At 33.0% G+C, this 18,051-nt stretch carries 9 protein-coding genes and 1 pseudogene; 9 read left to right on the top strand and 1 reads right to left on the bottom strand.

Going from position 1 to position 18,051, the window contains the following annotated elements; translation table 11 throughout:
• The first annotated feature begins 9 nt into the window (after positions 1-9).
• From ACNQGO_RS06440 to ACNQGO_RS06430, 3 genes are all read left to right on the top strand, one after another.
• Entirely contained in the window at positions 10-1,620 is a 1,611-nt protein-coding gene (locus ACNQGO_RS06440; RefSeq protein ID WP_417984727.1) for a T9SS type A sorting domain-containing protein, read from the top strand.
• Position 1,621: 1 nt separating this feature from the next.
• On the top strand, positions 1,622-2,383 hold the full coding sequence (locus tag ACNQGO_RS06435; protein WP_417947649.1) for a hypothetical protein: 762 nt from the start codon (positions 1,622-1,624) through the stop codon (positions 2,381-2,383).
• A gap of 159 nt (positions 2,384-2,542) precedes the next feature.
• Positions 2,543-2,851, top strand: coding sequence for a T9SS type A sorting domain-containing protein (locus ACNQGO_RS06430; protein WP_417947647.1), 309 nt, complete (start codon positions 2,543-2,545; stop codon positions 2,849-2,851).
• 234 nt (positions 2,852-3,085) lie between these two features.
• Here ACNQGO_RS06430 and tnpA read toward each other — a convergent pair whose 3' ends face one another.
• A complete protein-coding gene (gene tnpA, locus ACNQGO_RS06425; RefSeq protein WP_417947645.1) occupies positions 3,086-3,523 on the bottom strand; it encodes an IS200/IS605 family transposase in 438 nt (145 codons plus the stop codon).
• A 393-nt stretch (positions 3,524-3,916) separates the two neighbouring features.
• Between tnpA and ACNQGO_RS06420 the strand changes: the two genes are divergently transcribed.
• The 6 genes and pseudogenes from ACNQGO_RS06420 to ACNQGO_RS06395 all read left to right on the top strand — a co-directional run.
• The gene (locus ACNQGO_RS06420) at positions 3,917-4,237 is read left to right on the top strand and encodes a hypothetical protein (RefSeq protein ID WP_417984726.1); all 321 of its coding nucleotides are present in this window, start codon (positions 3,917-3,919) and stop codon (positions 4,235-4,237) included.
• Positions 4,238-4,343: 106 nt separating this feature from the next.
• Positions 4,344-8,588, top strand: a complete 4,245-nt coding sequence (locus ACNQGO_RS06415) for a T9SS type A sorting domain-containing protein (protein ID WP_417984725.1) — start codon at positions 4,344-4,346, stop codon at positions 8,586-8,588.
• Between the two features lie 162 nt (positions 8,589-8,750).
• Positions 8,751-12,251, top strand: a complete 3,501-nt coding sequence (locus tag ACNQGO_RS06410) for a PKD domain-containing protein (RefSeq protein WP_417984724.1) — start codon at positions 8,751-8,753, stop codon at positions 12,249-12,251.
• 38 nt (positions 12,252-12,289) lie between these two features.
• Positions 12,290-16,552, top strand: a complete 4,263-nt coding sequence (locus ACNQGO_RS06405) for a T9SS type A sorting domain-containing protein (RefSeq protein ID WP_417984723.1) — start codon at positions 12,290-12,292, stop codon at positions 16,550-16,552.
• Positions 16,553-17,538: 986 nt separating this feature from the next.
• Positions 17,539-17,817: a transposase gene (locus tag ACNQGO_RS06400; RefSeq protein WP_417943658.1), complete on the top strand. Its 279-nt coding sequence runs from the start codon at positions 17,539-17,541 to the stop codon at positions 17,815-17,817.
• A gap of 23 nt (positions 17,818-17,840) precedes the next feature.
• Positions 17,841-18,051: pseudogene (locus ACNQGO_RS06395) on the top strand (IS3 family transposase); the annotation flags it as partial.

The following is an 18,051-nucleotide window of genomic DNA, read 5'->3' as shown; positions in this document are numbered from 1 at the left end:
ACCTACATTATGAAAAAACAATTACTATTATTAACACTGTTTTTATTTAGCAATATTATTTTTGCTCATACTATTAATTACGAAAATCAAGTTTTACGACACTGGTTTATAGAAAAACAAAATAAATATATCGATGGTTCTTTCGCTATGATGAAAAACGGAAATGTTTATATTGAAGATGCTCACAATAATCTTACTCATTTTCCTATCGATTCATTTTCTAAATCAGATCAAGAATTTGCAAATAAAAAAGAAGCTTCAGTTAAAGCATTAAACAAAAATATAATCCCCCAAAATGTAATCGAAAATCAATCTTCGGTTAATTATAAATTTGGCTTTATTGCTTTATTTTTACTGGTTTTAACCTCTTTAGTATTTAAATATACAGATAGAAAAAAACTTAAATATATTGTTCCAATATTATTTTCAGGAGTTCTTGTTACTTTATTTAGCTTTGGTAAAAAAATTCTTTCCACAACTGATCCTGCTTTTGTACAAACTGCTTTTGCACCATTTGCATCGACAGTAAGCACTACTTACGATGCCAGTTATTTCTATGTAAATTCAACAGGAATTGGTGCACACACCATGATGGTTGGTATTTCTAGTCGAGGTTGGCAACAACAAGTTCCTATGGCTAAATGTTTTATCAACACCAGTCATTGGACTATTCCATTAAATCCAGTTGATGCAGCTACTCCGGTACCTGTTAATTCTATAAATTTTATAAAAGGCGCTTTAGCAATAGCGGCTAATGGAGTCCCTATTTTTAATCCGTATACAAATACAGGAGTAGATGCTTTTCTTGATGGACAACTCGATAATTATGGGGGACATTGTGGGCGTGGCGACGATTATCATTACCATACAGCTCCTTTGCATTTAATTACTCTTGGGCAAACAACAGCTACTTTACCCATTGCTTTTGCACTTGATGGTTATGCAGTTTATGGGCCTTTAGAACCAACTGGAGCTGCCATGGCGACTTTAGATGCCAATCACGGACATTATTTGAGTGGTGTTTATCATTATCATGGGACTGCAACTGCACCATATATGGTAGGTAATATGGTGGGAGTTGTTACACAAGATGCCAATTATCAAATTATTCCACAGCCCCAAGGTGTTTCTCCAAGACCAGGACCGTATGGTCCGCTTAATGGTGCTTTAATTACGGCTTGTGTAGCCAATGCTAGTAACGGTTATAATACGGCTTATACTTTAAACGGAACATCAGGATATGCAACCAACTACACAGCAACTGCTGCAGGGGTTTATACGTTTAATTATGTAACTCCTACAGGAACAACTACTACAAATTATACAGGATCTGCATTGTGTACAGTTCCAAACTTATCAACAGAAAATTTTATTGCAATAGAAAAAAGTATTACACTTTATCCAAATCCTACAACAGATATTTTAAAAATAAATTTAGGAATTAGTTCGTCTGAGAGTGATATTCAAAACATTTCAATTTATGATATAAATGGACGTATAGTTTCAAAAACTACTGATTTTAAATCAGATATAGATATTAGTAAATTATCTAAAGGAACTTATTTAGTAAAAATTCAGTTTACTAATTCGGTTGTAACTAAAAAAATACTAGTAAAATAACATGATAAAAATAGTACTATTTTTATTGTTTACGACTTATAGTTTTGCACAATATACAGGAACAGGATCTGCTACACAACGTTTGGCGACAACCATAACCACAGCAAACTTGTATAGCACATGTTCGTTAGGAAGTAGAGTCGCGGCTGTGGGAACCATCACCGCAACAGACAATACAACTTGGACGGTTCCTGCAGTTACCAATTTTGCAAATGCTAGTTTCCCGTTTGCATCAGATTTGAATAATGGATGCAATGGCAACACTTATGCAACATCAACGGCTGCGGTATCAGCATTAAACGGATCTGATATTGTAACAATTGATGCATCTGGAGAGGTGATTACGGCTTATATTTTTGCAGATAATTATTTCGAAATGTACATCAACGTCATTCCAGTTGGTAAAGACAAAGTTCCTTTTACCGAATTTAACTCGAGTATTGTACGTTTCAAAGTAAATAAACCATTTACAATTGCAATGCTTTTAGTCGATTGGGAAGAACGATTGGGTGTGGGAGCAGAAACAAATGGTGGTTTTTCTTATCATGCGGGTGATGGCGGTATGGTAGCCGTTTTTAAAGATGCTAGTAACACAATTATTGCAAAAACTGATACAAGTTGGAAAGCACAAACTTTTTATACAGCACCAATTATGAACTTAGCTTGTGCTAGTGAATCTGGAACTTCACGTTTGTCTACAACTTGTAGTACTTCCGATAGTAATTCAGGTACCGCCTATTATGGTTTGCAATGGGCTCGATAAGCAAACTGGACTACAGCTAGTTTCGACGATTCGACTTGGCCAAGCGCAACGACTTATGCTAACACAGTTATTGGAGTAGATAACAAACCATCTTATACTAATTTTATAAATATTTTTGACGATGCTTCAAACGATGCTCAGTTTATTTGGAGTAAAAATGTGGTTCTAGACAATGAAGTAATTGTAAGAAAAACAGTAAGTAATTTGTCAGTAAATCAAACTTTATTGAATGAAAGTAAAATAATTTTATATCCAAATCCTACAAAAAATGAAATTCATTTAGATATTGATGAAACAATTCGAAACGAGATTAAGAAAATTTCAATTTATAATGTACTTGGCCAAGAGGTTTTCAGTTCTAATAAATATGTGCAAACAATTCAAATTTCAAATATTTCATCCGGAAAGTATATGATAAAAATAAGTACATCGGAATTTGAAATTTCTAAAAAGTTAATCGTCGAATAATACAATCATTTTTTTAAGTTTATTATTTTTTGATAAATTCTAGACCAAAAAAGTCGTTTAAAAAATCTTGAACGGCTTTTTTGTATTCTTAAACTTGAGAACTCGACTTTATCGAGGTTCGTAGTTTAATAATCCTGACAGGGTTTTATACTCTGACAGGGTTAAATCATAAACTAAACCACTATGGACTGAAAGTCCATAGATTTGGTTGTCAGACTTAAAGTCTGCACGTTGCTAGTCCTCAATTATGAAGTTATCAATATTGTTTTCATTCGGGTTTCTGTGATGTTCCAAATATTGATTTACCATTTCATCTGTGATATTACCCGTACTCCAACATCCAAAACCTATTGCCCAAAAATGACGACCCCAATATCTTTTTTTAAGGTCTGGGAATTCAATTTGTAGTTTTCTTGAAGAACGACCCTTCATTAATTTAACCAAAGTGCTTACATCTTGGGAAGGACAATATTCAATGTGCATATGCACATGATTTTTTGACACTACTCCCTTTAATATCTGAACTCCCTCCGCTTCAAATATTTGTATCAAAATAGTTCTACATCGCAATTTAATATCCCCTTGCAAAACTGCACACCTATACTTTGTAGCCCAAACTATATGAACTGTCAATCTTGATACTGTATGTCCATTTGTTCTTTGAAAATCCATATTTCAAATGTACATTTTTAGAAGCTAAAAGCGAAATGCACTAAAGTGCATAGTTTTAACTATTTTTGGGACCAATAAATATCTTTTAAACCCAAAAATCTAAATCCGCAAGCAAAGTTTTTTTTAAGCCAAAAACAAAATCCCATTAATCTGTGGAAAAAAATTTAACATTTTTTTAAACAAAAAGTCGTTTTACAGGAATTTGCATCGTTTTTAAGCAAGTGCATATTTTTTAAGGGTTGTATTTTCGCTTGAAATTAACCAAAAAAAACTAACTTATGAAAATACCACAAAAATTCCCAAGACCACTACAGTTATTGCAGTGTCTGTAATGCAACAACTGGCAAACCGAGTAGCAGACAAATTAATAAATATAATTTAATAATAAATAGTATGAAAAATAGAATAAAAGGGGCGTTTTTAACCCTACTGATGCTCTTTGCAACTTTGTACCCAAGTGGACAAGTGTATGCAAATGGGTTGTCTCCTAAGATAATGACCTTTTTTGAAAAAGATGATTTAATAAATCAGTTAGCGATTGATCAAGATTTTGCAATTTTAACAATAGAAAATTTTCTCAGACCAGGATTAACATTACTGCAAAATAATAATTTAAGTGATGGGGGAAAAACGAATTTTAATGTTAGAATTAAAAAATTTTCATCGATAAAACATAAAAAAACTGGTGCTAACTTGTTGCAAGTAAACATGTAAAAATATACCGAAGGTTTGTATTTTGTAATCGTATTTGATACAGTAGAAAATAAATACAAGTATTTAAAAATCATTAAAAAGTAAATTAACCCCAAATTAAACTATTATGAAATTAAAACTAATCATCGCTTTACTATTATTTCAATTGGGTTTTTCTCAAGAAACCAAAATGAGTATTAAAGACTATATCAACTTTTCTGATTTGCCATCAAAAACAAACGAAACGCCTAGTTGGGCTAATCAATTTTATGAAAATCTAGAACAAGTTAATGTCAATAAATTAAAAACAGATATTAATAATTGGGTTATTGCTGAAAAAAAAGAAAGAAAAGATAAAGTTAAAAATGAAAACGAAAATGAACCAGAAAACGAACTACAAGAAAACATTAGCGAAAATCCAATTGTTCGATTTGCAATAAATTTTATAAATAAAGTGCCACAAAGTTGGATCAATGAAGAAGGATTTATTGTTATGCCCACTAAAAATGCCTTTTTGAAAGAGGCTGAAAATCAAGAAAAAAATAGAACTAGCTATAATAAGAGCGTTAATAAAAATGTCTCAGTTAATAATTGGTCACAAATTGGGTCTAAAGAAATAGTGCAAAATGGTGTGCAAATTGTTAGTAGTACCAATATCTATTATATAAGTGTGGCACCATCGGCAACCAATATTAGATTGGCCAGTGGCGAAACAGGCGTACTTTACAAAACAACAGATGGCGGCGCAAATTGGTCTACTATTGCAGAAAACACTGGTCCTAGCGCATTTCATCCAACAGATGTGAATAAAATTGTTTTAGGAAGTAACCCATTCAGATTAAGTGCAGACGGTGGCACAACTTGGACAGTAAAACCAGTTACTGCAGAATGTAACGAAATTATATGGTCTAATAATGGTTCAACCATTCTTGCAGCCACAAACGATGGTGTATATGTTTCTTCAGATGCTGGAGCAACTTTCAGCAAAAGGCAAACGGGCAGTTTTATGGATGTAGAATTTAAGCCTGGTAGTTCAACTATTGCTTATGCAGTCAACAATGAAGGCGTATTCTATAAAAGTATAGATGCTGGACTAACATGGGTGGTAAAACCAACAAACTACAATTCTAATATTACCAAAAATGGTTTTTTAATTGCTGTCTCGGATGCTAATCCAGAATTAGTGTGTATTGCTTCTTTAACTGGTACTACTTTTGAAAGTGGTAATGCAGTAGAAATAATTAAAAGTACCAACAGTGGTGAAAATTTTGCACTACTTTCAAACTCCAGTATTTGGCGTTCGCAAGGTTTTTACGATTTTGTTTTTGGTATTTCCCCTACCGATGTAAACACCTATTTTTTGGGTATTTGCTCCTTTTATAAATCAACTGATGGTGGTTTAACATTTAATGCAATTGGTGGTTACAATCCACCTTTCGGAATCCATCCTGACATGCAAGATATGGTGCTTTTTGGAAATACTGTTGTCTTATCAACCGATGGTGGCGTGAGTGAATCTACGGATGGTTTTACAAGTCTTGCTAACTGGAAAAGTACTTGTCGAGGTCTTGAGGCTCTTGATTATTGGGGATTTGATTTAGGTTTTAATACTGACCAAATGGGTGGCGGAAAATTTCATAATGGCAATTCTATGTACAATCCAGATTGGAATAATGGAAAAGCAATACACCTTGGTGGTGCAGAAGAAGCAGATGGAAAAGCCATTTTTAGCAGACCCAATTCCATGTTTTTTTCTGGTGTAGGAAAGAATTTTAAACAGATAGATATTAGTTACAACCCAAATCACACTATTACTTTTCCGTTTACATTAGAAAACAATCTTTATTATTTTGGAGAACGCAATAGCGATACCACTTCGAATACTGATTTTAGCAATATTATCTATGCAGCCACAGGAAATAATGTTGTAATTTCTTATGATAACGGCATTACTGGGCAAGTTTTAAAAAATTTCGGATCACTAGTTTGGGATATAAAAACCACTCGTAAAGATGCTAAAGTGATTTATGTTATGACACAAAGTACGGGTCTTTGGAAAACTAATGATGGCGGTCTTAGCTGGACTTTGTGCAACATGACACTTAATAATACAAATTTAACGTCAAACGGAATTAATTGTTTTATTGATGTATCGCAGACAAATTCAAATGAAATTTGGTTAACCTACAATAAAGAATATACAACTAACCGAGTATTTAAAAGTATCGATGGTGGACAAAATTGGACAGATTTAAACACACCGATATTAACTAATTTTCAATCTAAGCAAATAGTGCACCAGTACGGCTCGAACGGTGGAATCTATTTAATGGGACAAGCCTATGGAACTTCAAAATGTTATTACAGAAATAACACCATGACCGATTGGGTTGATTACTCTACGAATTTAGTGAAACACACTGCTACCTCTCGAAATGTTTTTTTAAAAGCAACTTACTACAAAGAAAAATTAAGAGTTGCTGGAACAATTGGCGTTCAGGAAATTCCTTTTTACGAAAAAAGCAATCCAGTGGCACAACCAACCACTAACATAAAAGACGTTTGTATTAATCAAGAAATAAAATTCAGCGATTATAGTATTCTTGATTATGCAGGCGCCACATGGGAATGGTCGTTCTCTAAAACACCAATATATTTAAATGGTACAAGTGCAGGTTCAAGAGATCCTATCGTAAAATTTTTATCTCCTGGTTCTGTAAATGCTACTCTTAAAGTAACCAACAGTTTAGGAAAATCAGATACAAAAACAGTTACAAATTTTGTTAATGTCAATTATGATTCGGCAAGTTGCATACGTTTGAATTCGGATTATGATTACGAAGTAAATTGTGTAAATAATATTCCTAGTGCGCCAAGCATTCCAGTTGGAGGTCAAGGATTGGTAACTACCTTTAATGGTGCTACAACCGGAAAGTTTTTAGTAAAACTGAATCTTTTGACGAATTGTCAAAGTTTTACAGGCAGTTTAAATGCAATAATTGATTTAGATACCGATCAAATTAGTGTGATACGTTATAGCCATTTTGATGATGGCGTGTTGCCAGTATCGGTTACTGGAAACAATACTAGTACGGTTTTCAGTGCAAGCGTGCGCTGGGCAGGAATCTCTTTTTCTTTAAGTAACAATTCGTTGTATTTAAATCACGTTAGTAATTATTGTGCATCCACAGGTCAGACTGGCAGAACTGTTACTTTACAATCCTCCTGCTGGAAGCCCTATGCTAGTACTGGTATAGATAATGGCGATTTATCAGAATTACAAAAATGCAACAATCCAATTCCACAATCAGCATTAGTTACAGACAGTAGCGATATATTGGTAACCGATTTTGCAAATGCAACAAGCGGACTTTTTTATGTGAATCTAAACGCTTTTACTTCTTGTAATAACACAAGTAATAATTTAAAAGCCATTGTAAACCTAGATTCAGATATAATACATGTGCTTGGATACCAACATTTTGCTTCAACAAATTCAGATGTTACAGGAAACGAAACCAGTTCTATAACCAGCACATTGACTGCAAATGCACAAGTGAATTATTTCATTAGTAACAATAAACTTTACGTTAAAAGAATTTATAATCCTTGCGGTAACGGAAATTTTAGACTCAACCCATCGTGTTGGTCTGCTATGGATGACGATCAAAATGGAATTGATAATACGCTTCAACCTTCAAATTGTAACAACACCATTTCTGGCACTACAATAACGGATTCGAATACAAATCTCATTCAAGATTTTGCATCGATTGCAAGAGTACAAAATGGTGTTTTCGTTAAATTAAATATAGGCACTAGTTGCAACACCACCAATGCAACAGTTTATTTGAGTATTGATTTACTAAATAATTATATACATGTTATCAATTACAGGCATTTTGGTTCCACTACTTCATCTTCTGTTTTGAATAATGATTCACCAAATGTATATTCTGAATCTTCTGTAAACGGAAAATTAAAATTTACTTTGATTAATAAAAAATTGTATATCCAACGGGTTTCTAACCCTTGTGCTGGAAGCAGTTATCAAATTACAGAGTCTTGCTATTCATTAGGTGCAGATCAAGTTTTGGCAATAGAAAATTTTGTTTCAAATTCTGCTGCCACCATTGTTGCTTTCCCAAATCCTACAACCAATTCGTTCACGATTGATACTAAATCGAATGATTCTGAATATAGTTTAAGTATGTACAACATCGATGGTAAGTTTATCACATCAAAATTTGAACAAACAACTGATAACTTGTTGCAAGTAAATATGGAACAATATGCTGAAGGTTTGTATTTTGTGATAGTGTATAATAAAACAGATGATAAATACAACTATTTGAAAATAATTAAAAAATAACACTACGAAAACCAAAATAATATTTAAACTGTTTTGTAACTAATATTTTTAAATGGATACTATTATGCTAAAAAATATGATTACAAGAAATAGCTGAATTACCATTGATTGAGAGTTAAAACATAAAAAAATCATACCAAGTTATAAACAAAAATGTAAATTATGAAAAAAATTAAATTATTTATATTAATCATATGTTTTTCAGTAGGTTACGGACAATCTACGGGAGTTGATAAAAACAGTGAATTATACAAAAACGCGCCAGACTGGGCAAAATTAATGTTTTCAGAAAAACCAAATGTAAATGAGGTTGATCAATTATATTTAAAATATTTTCAATCTAGAGCTTATAAAAAATCAAATTATACACAATATTACAAGCATTGGCGCAGATCGGTTGATTCGTATTTGAATAATGACGGTCAAATTGATTTTTCAAAAAAAGCTAAATTTGCATTAGCCGTAGATAAACTAAGAAAAGATACACAATTAAACAGAGTAGCGAGTGGCAATTGGACAGCGTTGGGACCATTTAAAAATCCTAAAACTGGCGGCGTTGCGCCAGGTGGCTCTCAAGCAAACATTCTCTCGATTGGTCGTTGTGAAGGAACACCAAATATAATGTATTGTGGCACAGAACCTGGAGAAGTTTATAAAAGTACCGACGGCGCTAATACTTGGGTGAATGTTTCAAAAACTCTAGTTACTGCTGATGCAGTAGATACTGTTGTTGCGAACGCAGGCGTTTTTGTTGTCTCAGTGCATCCCACAGATCCAAATATCGTTTATATTGGTTCAGGTAATCAAGTTTTTAAAACTACAGACGGTGGCAATAATTGGGCTGTAGTTTTTACCAGTACTATTAGAAATAGTGGCTATATAATAAATCCTGCAGAAATACATATTAATGCAGCAAACCCAAATATAATTTTATTAGCTGGAAAAGAAGGTATTTATAGAACAACAAATAGTGGTGCAAATTGGAACCAAGTACTAAACAAGGAGTGTTATGATATTAAGGCCAAACCCAATAATCCAAATACATTATATTCTGTAATAAATAATACAACAACAAAAACACATCAGTTTCTTGTTTCTACAGACCTCGGTTTAACTTGGACAGCGCAAACAACTGGTTGGTACACATCTACAGATCCTAGTAGAACAGTAGGAGGCGCAAGAATTGCAGTTTCTGCAGCAGACAGCAACCGAGTGTACGTTATTTTAGCAGGTAACTCTAAACAAGGTGACCAAAATTTTATTGGTGTTTACAAAAGTAACGATAGTGGATCAAATTGGGCAAATACTATGGGATATGACGGCGGACCGTATAATGTAAACCATCCTAATTTAATGACTAATGATATTTTAGGAGGCTTTAGTTTTGACTTTGGAGAAGGAACAATGAATTTGGCCATTATGGCATCAAATACCAATGCTAACGAAATTTTAGTAGGCGGAATTGGTATGCATCGCAGTACTAATGCTGGGCAGTCTTTTACCTGTAAGTATAATTATGGATGTTCCAGCTTACCAATTTTACATGTAGATCAGCAAGATTATAGAGCTTTTGGTAATGAGTATTGGGCAACTACAGATGGCGGTATTTTTAAATCAAATGATTTTTTTGATACAAATTCAGAGTTTAAAATGGACGGCGTGAGAGCAGTAGATTTTTGGGGGTTTGGCTCAGGTTGGAACAGAGATATTTTAATTGGTGGTACTTTTCATAATGGTGTAGATGCCTTTGCAGAGGGGTTCCCAAGTGGAGAATTTTTAAATTTAACAGGCGGAGAACCACAATCAGGTTATGTTAGTCCTAGCAATCAATCACGTGTTTTCGCAACTATTCTAGGTAGTAAATTTTTACCACAAACAATTACAGGTGCTGTTCTAGATGCGCCACCAGGTAATTTTTTGCCAGTAAACGAATCACCTTGGTATGCAGAATCATCTGAAATAGAATTTCATCCAAGTTGTTTTAATTATATCTATAAAGGCTATGAAAACAAGGTTTTTAAAAGTTTAGACGGAGGCGAAACTGCCACGGTCAAATACACTGCACCCGCAGGAACAATGGTTTTAGGAATTGAAATTTCCAGACGAAACACTAATACCATGTATGTGGTGGTAAGACCTCCATACCCACAAAGTTGTTATCTTGCTAAAACTACTGATGATTGGGTAACAAATTCTACAATTGCGATGCCAGGAATTGGCAATAATAGAACTCTTATTAGCATAGATCCAGAAAATGATCAAATAATTTGGCTTGCTTATGCAGAGGGTGGAAATAACAATTTAGTCTATAAATCCATTAACGGAGGTTCAACTTGGGTTAACCAAACTACAAGTGAACTTAATGGACAAACTATTCAATCTATGACCACAATTGGTGGTACAAATGGTGGTGTGTATGTTGCAACTAATATAACGTGCTATTATAAAAATAATGCCATGACTAATTGGACTGTTTTTAACGGAAACTTACCAACAGTTATTAATGCACACGGTCTTCGTCCTTTTTACAGAGATGGCAAAATTAGAATGGCGAGTTATGGAAAAGGCATTTGGGAAAGTCAATTATATGAACAACCAACAAGGCCAGTTGCTAAAATAATGGTCGATAAATTAAGTGCTGCAACATCTTGTAATAGTGTTTTTAATTTCGACGATTATTCTATGTTAAATCATACCAATGCAACATGGGCCTGGACTTTTCAAGATGGAAACATCAGCACTTCAACACAACGCAATCCGCAAGTGTTTTTTAATTCTTCGGGAAATCACCTAATAACGTTAAAAGTAACAAATGCTAGTGGAGTTTCTTCTACAGACACAATAACCGTAAATACCAGTTCGAGTTTAATTAGTGCAACGATAAATCAAGATTTTGAAGTAAATTTATTACCTCAAAATTGGTATCAGCAAAGTACAAGTACTTACAATTGGTCTTATAACGATGCAGTTGGTGGTTTCGGACAGAGTTCAAAATGTATGGTTTTTGATAACTTTAATATAAACGCATCAGGCACAACTGCCGACATGATTGCAAAAATCAATATGTCTACAATTAGCGCTGCAAATGCAATACTCACTTTTGATGTTGCATATTCTTTTCATTCGGATGGTTATCAAGATGGCCTTCAAGTACTTGCTTCAAAAGATTGTAGCCCTAGTTTTGTAACTTTATATAATAAAGTAGGGCAACAATTAGCAACAGGACCATCAACTCAAGATTTATTTCTACCAACAGCAACGCAATGGCGCACAGAAACTATTAATTTGTCTTCTTACGCTGGTACATCAGATGTTTTAATCAAATTTAGAAATATTAATCAGTTTGGTCAAGCATTATATATTGATAATATAAAACTAAATGGTACAGCATTATCTTCAGATGATTTTAAATTTGAAACACCCTTGGTTTATCCAAATCCAGTAACAAGCACTGGTTTTGTAACTGTAAACGGAAATGACAATGACAATATTAAGTTTAATTTATTTAGTATTGATGGTAAATTAATAGATACGGTTTTTACAAAGTTTAATACTCCAATTCCTCTTAGTAATTACAATTTGAAAGAAGGAATGCTTTTGTATAAAATAATTTCAGAAGATAAAATACTAAACGGAAAGCTAATTATTTCGGACAGGAAATAGAGAATTAATAGTTTGATAATCAATTAAAAAACTAAAATATGAAAACAAAAATTTATGTGTTGCTCTTGTTTTTATTAACAATCAATGGTTTTGCTCAAGATACCAAAATGAGTATTAAGGATTACATCAACTTTTCTGATTTACCATCAAAAACAAGCGAAACACCAAGGTGGGCAAATCAGTTTTATGAAAATCCAGACCAGATTAATGTAAAAAAATTAAAAAAAGAACTTCATGAATGGTTAATTGAAGAAAAAAAAGAGAAAAGAGAAAAAACTAGTAAAGAAACCGTTGAAAAGGATGAAAGTGATTTTAATGAAAGTCTTTCGGAAAATCCAATTGTGCGATTTGCACTAAATTTCGTTATGAAAGTTCCTGGTGAGTGGATTAATGATGAAGGTTTCATTGAATTGCCAACAGAAAAAAAAATTTTTAAAAACGCAGAGTTATTTGAAAAAAATAAAAGTAATATTAACGCTAAAAAGAGTGGCAAAAGTGTTTTAGTCAACAATTGGGAACAAATTGGCACAACCGAAGTTGTAGTTAACGACGAGCAAGTGCAAGCAATGGTAAATGTTTATTACTTAAATATTGCACCCTCTAATCCGAATATTAGGTTGGCAAGTGACGAAACAAATTCTAATTTTAAAACCACAGATGGAGGAGCAAATTGGACTTATCTTAACGAACACGGTGGGCCAAGTGCCTTTCATCCAACCGATCCTAATAAAATAATATTAGCCAGTAATCCGTTTCGTTACAGTGCAGACGGTGGTGCAACTTGGACTGTAAAACCAGTTCAAAGAGGTTGTAACGAAATATTATGGTCAAACGACGGCACTACCATTATTGCAGCTACTCACAATGGGCTATTTGTCTCGTCTGATGCAGGCGAAACGTTTAATGAAAGACAAGCAGGTTACTTTATGGATGTAGAATTTAAACCTGGCAGTTCTACAATTGCTTATGCTATTGATGATCAAGGTGTTTTTTATAAAAGTACCGATGCAGGATTAACTTGGACAATTAAACCAACCAATTACACGCTAAATACTGGTAAAGAAGGATTTTTGTTGGCCGTTTCTGCTGCAAACCCAGATTTAGTTTCAATCGGTTTTCAAACCAGAGGTGCAACAGGTCACGGCGTTGTAGAAATAATTAAAAGTACCAATGGTGGCGAAAATTTTTCATTTTTATCGATAAAAGAAACTTTGGTATTTACTCAAGGATTTTATGCTTTTGTTTTTGGTATTTCGCCAGTAGATACAAATATTTATTATTTTGGTATTTCCGATTTCTTAAAATCTACAGACGGTGGATTAACTTTTAATAAAATTGGTGGTTACGGTGGTCCTTTGAGCGGTAAAATTCATGCCGACATTCAAGACTTGGTTTTTATTGGAGAAAAAGTTGTGGTTTCCACTGATGGTGGCGTGGGAGAATCTCCAGATAACTTCACCAATCTTTCGCTCTATAAAACCATGACCAAAGGGATGTTTTCATTAAATTATATCGGGTTTGATATTGGGTTTAATACCGATCAAATGGGTGGTGGAAAAATACACAACGGTAATAACATTTTTAACCCCAATTGGAACAACGGTAAATCAATACATATCCATTCAAATGAAGCACCCGTGGGAAAAGCAATTTTCAGTAGACCAAATTCAATGTTTTATGAAGATTTGAATTTGAAACGGTTTAAACAAATAGATGTAGATTATTGTTTGAATTATACAGATTCTCATCCTTTTACGCTCAAAAACAATTCTTATATTAGTGGGCTAAGAAATAGTGATACCACATCGAACACACAAGATAGTAACATTATTTATTCAGGTTTTAATAACGATGTGATTATCTCTTATGATAATGGTGTAACTAATCAAGTTTATAAAAGTTTTAACTCATTAGTTTGGGATGTAAAAACAACCAGAAAAGACCCAAAAGTAATGTATGTAATGACCCATACTGATGGACTTTGGAAAACCAGTGATAGTGGCGCAAACTGGACCCAATGCAACATGACACTTAATAACATAGATTTAAAACCAGAAGGAGTTGAGTGTTATCTAGACGTATCGCAAACAAATGCCAACGAAATTTGGCTTACTCACGGCAGCATTGCCAACAATACTAGGATATTTAAAAGCACCAATGGTGGACAAACTTGGACTGATTTAAATACACCAAATTTAAACGGATTTAATATTCGACAAATACAACATCAATATGGTTCGAATGGTGGTGTGTACATCATGGGAGTTCAAAATGAAATATCAAAATGTTTTTACAAAAACAACACCATGCCAGATTGGATAGATTATTCACCAAATTTAATGAGTGGAACAGCTAAAGAAAGAGTTTTTTTAAAAGCATCTTATTTTAAAGAAAGATTAATTGTTGCAAGTGCTAAAGGTGGTGTGCAAACAATCCCTTTTTACGAAAAAAGTAATCCTGTGGCACAACCAACAACCAACGTAAAAAACATTTGTGTAAACCAAGAAATAAAATTTAGCGATTATAGTATTCTTAATTATACTGGTGCAACTTGGGAATGGTCTTTTTCTAAAACACCTATTTATTTAAGTGGTACAAGTGCAACTTCAAAAGATCCTGTTGTAAAATTTTTATCTCCAGGAGTTGTAAATGCTACGCTAAAAGTAACCAACAGTTCAGGAATATCAGATACAAAAACTGTAACAAATTTTATAACTGTAAATTATGATGCCGCAAGTTGTTTGGTGTTAAATTCCGATTTTGAAAATCCTGTAAACTGTGTAAATAATATTCCAGCAGCACCAAGCTTAGCAGTTGGAAGCCAAGGATTAGTTACCAATTTTAATGGTGCAACAACCGGAAAATTTATTGTAAAACTGAATCTTTTTACCAATTGTGGAAATTATACCAGTAATTTGACTGCCATAGTCAATTTAGATAACAATCAAATTAGTGTTATCCGTTACAGTCATTTCGAAGATGGCGTTTTGCCAATTCAAGTTACAGGAAACAATACCAATAATGTAACGAGTTTTAGTAATCGTTGGGCGCAGGTATCTTTTTCGTTAATCAACAAAACATTATATCTAAACCATATTTTCAATTATTGTGCGTCAATTGGTCAGACTGACAAAACCGTTACTTTACAAGAATCATGCTGGAAACCATATAGTGCTACTGGTATAGATTCTGGAGATTCTAGTGAACTACAAAAATGTGATAATCAAATTCCGCAATCTACAGCAGTTACAGACAGTAGTGATATATTGGTAACAGATTTTGCAAGTGCAACCACTGGTCTTTTTTATGTAAATCTAAATGCATTTACTTCTTGCAACAACGCTACCAATAATTTAAAAGCCATTGTAAACCTAGATTCAGATATAATACATGTACTTGGATACCAACATTTTGCTTCAACAAATTCAGATAGTACAGGAAACGAAACCAGTTCTATAACCAGCACATTGACTACAAATGCACAAGTAAATTATTTTATTAGTAACAATAAACTTTACGTTAAAAGAATTTATAATCCTTGTGGTAATGGCAGTTTTAGACTCAACCCATCGTGTTGGTCTGTGATGGATGACGATCAAAATGGAATTGATAATACCCTTGAACCTTCAAATTGTAACAACACTATTTCTGGTGCTACAATAACAAATTCGAATACAAATCTCATTAAAGATTTTGCATCGATTGCAAGAGTGCAAAATGGTGTTTTCGTTAAATTAAATATAGGCACTAGTTGCAACACCACCAATGCAACAGTTTATTTGAGTATCGATTTGCTAAATAATTCTATACATGTTATCAATTACAGGCATTTTGGTTCCACTACTTCATCTTCTGTTTTGAATAATGATTCACCAAATGTATACTCTGAATCTTCTGTAAACGGAAAATTAAAATTTACTTTGATTAATAAAAAATTGTATATCCAACGGGTTTCTAACCCTTGTGCGGGAAGTAATTACCAAGTAACAAATTCTTGCTATTCATTGGCATCAGACCAAGTTTTGGCAATAGAAAATTTTATTTCAAAGTCAGTCGCTACGGTTGTCGCCTATCCAAATCCTACTCAAGGATTATTCACAATTGATACAAGAAATAACACAGATGATTTCAGTTTTAGTTTTTATGATTTAAACGGTAAATACATCACTCCAAAATATGAAAAAACTGGTGCTACCTTGTTGCAAGTAAACATGGAAAAATATACCGAAGGTTTGTATTTTGTAATTGTATTTGATAAAGTAGAAAATAAATACAATTATTTAAAAATTATAAAAAAATAGCTATCGTATTAAGCAAGTTCCCTTGGTAATAAAATAGATTTAAACAAAAAAAGGTTTGGTTTTACCTGTAGACTGCATCCAAAAGTTTTAAAAATTTATCATTTATCTTGATAATAATGAGCTCGATCGTGTATCGGGCTCATTTTGTTTAAATCTAGTTTGCTACTGTCAGTATTATACTAGTGTACCTCTTTTATAATTTCCTTTATTACCTACTCTACTGATGTGTATTTTTTAGATACAACAGTTCTAATTGTAATATCCCTAAACAATTTTCAATAATTACAGAAGCAAGAAAGTCAACCTTTTATATAATGCCTTTTTATTTAAGGTGGTTTTAATATCTTTTACTGTAGCATTGCCATCCTTGATGGTAATGTAAAATAAGCTTGTATGTTACCCGCTATAAAAATTGCATCTAGAATTGGCTTACACTTCGAGATAGGTTTTGTTTTTCATCATGCACTCTTTATCAACCATTATCAAGTAAAACAATCAAAGTGACGATGTAGATCTAGAGGAATATTAACACTTCACAAAACAATTATAGCAAGGTACAATTTTACATTGTGGCAACGTATCGCGCCAAAATCACTCGAAATGACATTAAATCTAAATCTTAAAAAGATAAAAGAATGTACTTATTTTAAGTTAAAATCGTAAATTTTTATAAGAAAATTAATAATTATAAAATATTTTATCAAAATATTAACAAAAACTCTTATTTTAAATTACTGATAAACAATACGTTAACTTTTTGCCAAAAACATAATATCGTTTATCAGCAATTTATATCGTTTTATGACATTCCTGATTTTTTGGTTAAACATAAATTTACATATTAAAATTAACCAAAAAAACGAACCTATGAAAATACCACAAAAAATTCCCAAGACCACAACAGTTGTTGTATGCTGACCCCCAAAATTCGGACAATATATTCCGACTAATTTAGATAGGAATAAAAACCTTAAATTAGCACTAATATGTCAAGAACAAGAAGAACCTTCGGAAAAGACTTCAAAGCCAAAGTTGTTTTGGAAGCCTTAAAAGAGAAAGATACCATCGAGGTATTAGCAAAAAAATACGAGTTGCTGCCCAACCAAATTTCAATGTGGAAGTCCGAAGCCATACGGAATCTTTCTGCGGTTTTTTCTGCAGAAAAAACGGTCGTTGCCAAAGATGAAATTCCAACAGAGAAACTCTATGCTCGAATAGGTCAGCTGACTTTGGAGAATGACTTTTTAAAAAAAAGTCTGGGTTAGTATCGATCCGTGAGCGAGTGAAAATGGTCGATACCCAAAATAAATTGAGCATTGTCAAACAACGTCGATTATTAGAAATTCATCGTGGCGGTCTTTATTATAAAGCAAAACAGGAAGGTTTAGAGAACTTGAAAATAATGCAATTATTAGACCAACAGTATTTTAATACTCCATTTTATGGCTGCAGGAAACTGACGTTTTGGCTCAAGGATTTAGGTTTTAAAGTGAATCGCA

The organism is Flavobacterium frigidum, assembly GCF_048286735.1.
Taxonomy (GTDB): domain Bacteria; phylum Bacteroidota; class Bacteroidia; order Flavobacteriales; family Flavobacteriaceae; genus Flavobacterium.
The sequence above is the reverse complement of the archived record's forward strand: the minus strand, read 5'-3'. Positions and strand labels throughout refer to the sequence as shown.

Excerpts from the sequence above, each read along its gene's own strand:
- ACNQGO_RS06440 (WP_417984727.1), top strand. The coding sequence starts at position 10 with ATGAAAAAACAATTACTATTATTAACACTGTTTTTATTTAGCAATATT.
- ACNQGO_RS06435 (WP_417947649.1), top strand. The coding sequence starts at position 1,622 with ATGATAAAAATAGTACTATTTTTATTGTTTACGACTTATAGTTTTGCA.
- tnpA (WP_417947645.1), bottom strand. The coding sequence starts at position 3,523 with ATGGATTTTCAAAGAACAAATGGACATACAGTATCAAGATTGACAGTT.
- ACNQGO_RS06420 (WP_417984726.1), top strand. The coding sequence starts at position 3,917 with ATGAAAAATAGAATAAAAGGGGCGTTTTTAACCCTACTGATGCTCTTT.
- ACNQGO_RS06415 (WP_417984725.1), top strand. The coding sequence starts at position 4,344 with ATGAAATTAAAACTAATCATCGCTTTACTATTATTTCAATTGGGTTTT.
- ACNQGO_RS06410 (WP_417984724.1), top strand. The coding sequence starts at position 8,751 with ATGAAAAAAATTAAATTATTTATATTAATCATATGTTTTTCAGTAGGT.
- ACNQGO_RS06405 (WP_417984723.1), top strand. The coding sequence starts at position 12,290 with ATGAAAACAAAAATTTATGTGTTGCTCTTGTTTTTATTAACAATCAAT.
- ACNQGO_RS06400 (WP_417943658.1), top strand. The coding sequence starts at position 17,539 with ATGTCAAGAACAAGAAGAACCTTCGGAAAAGACTTCAAAGCCAAAGTT.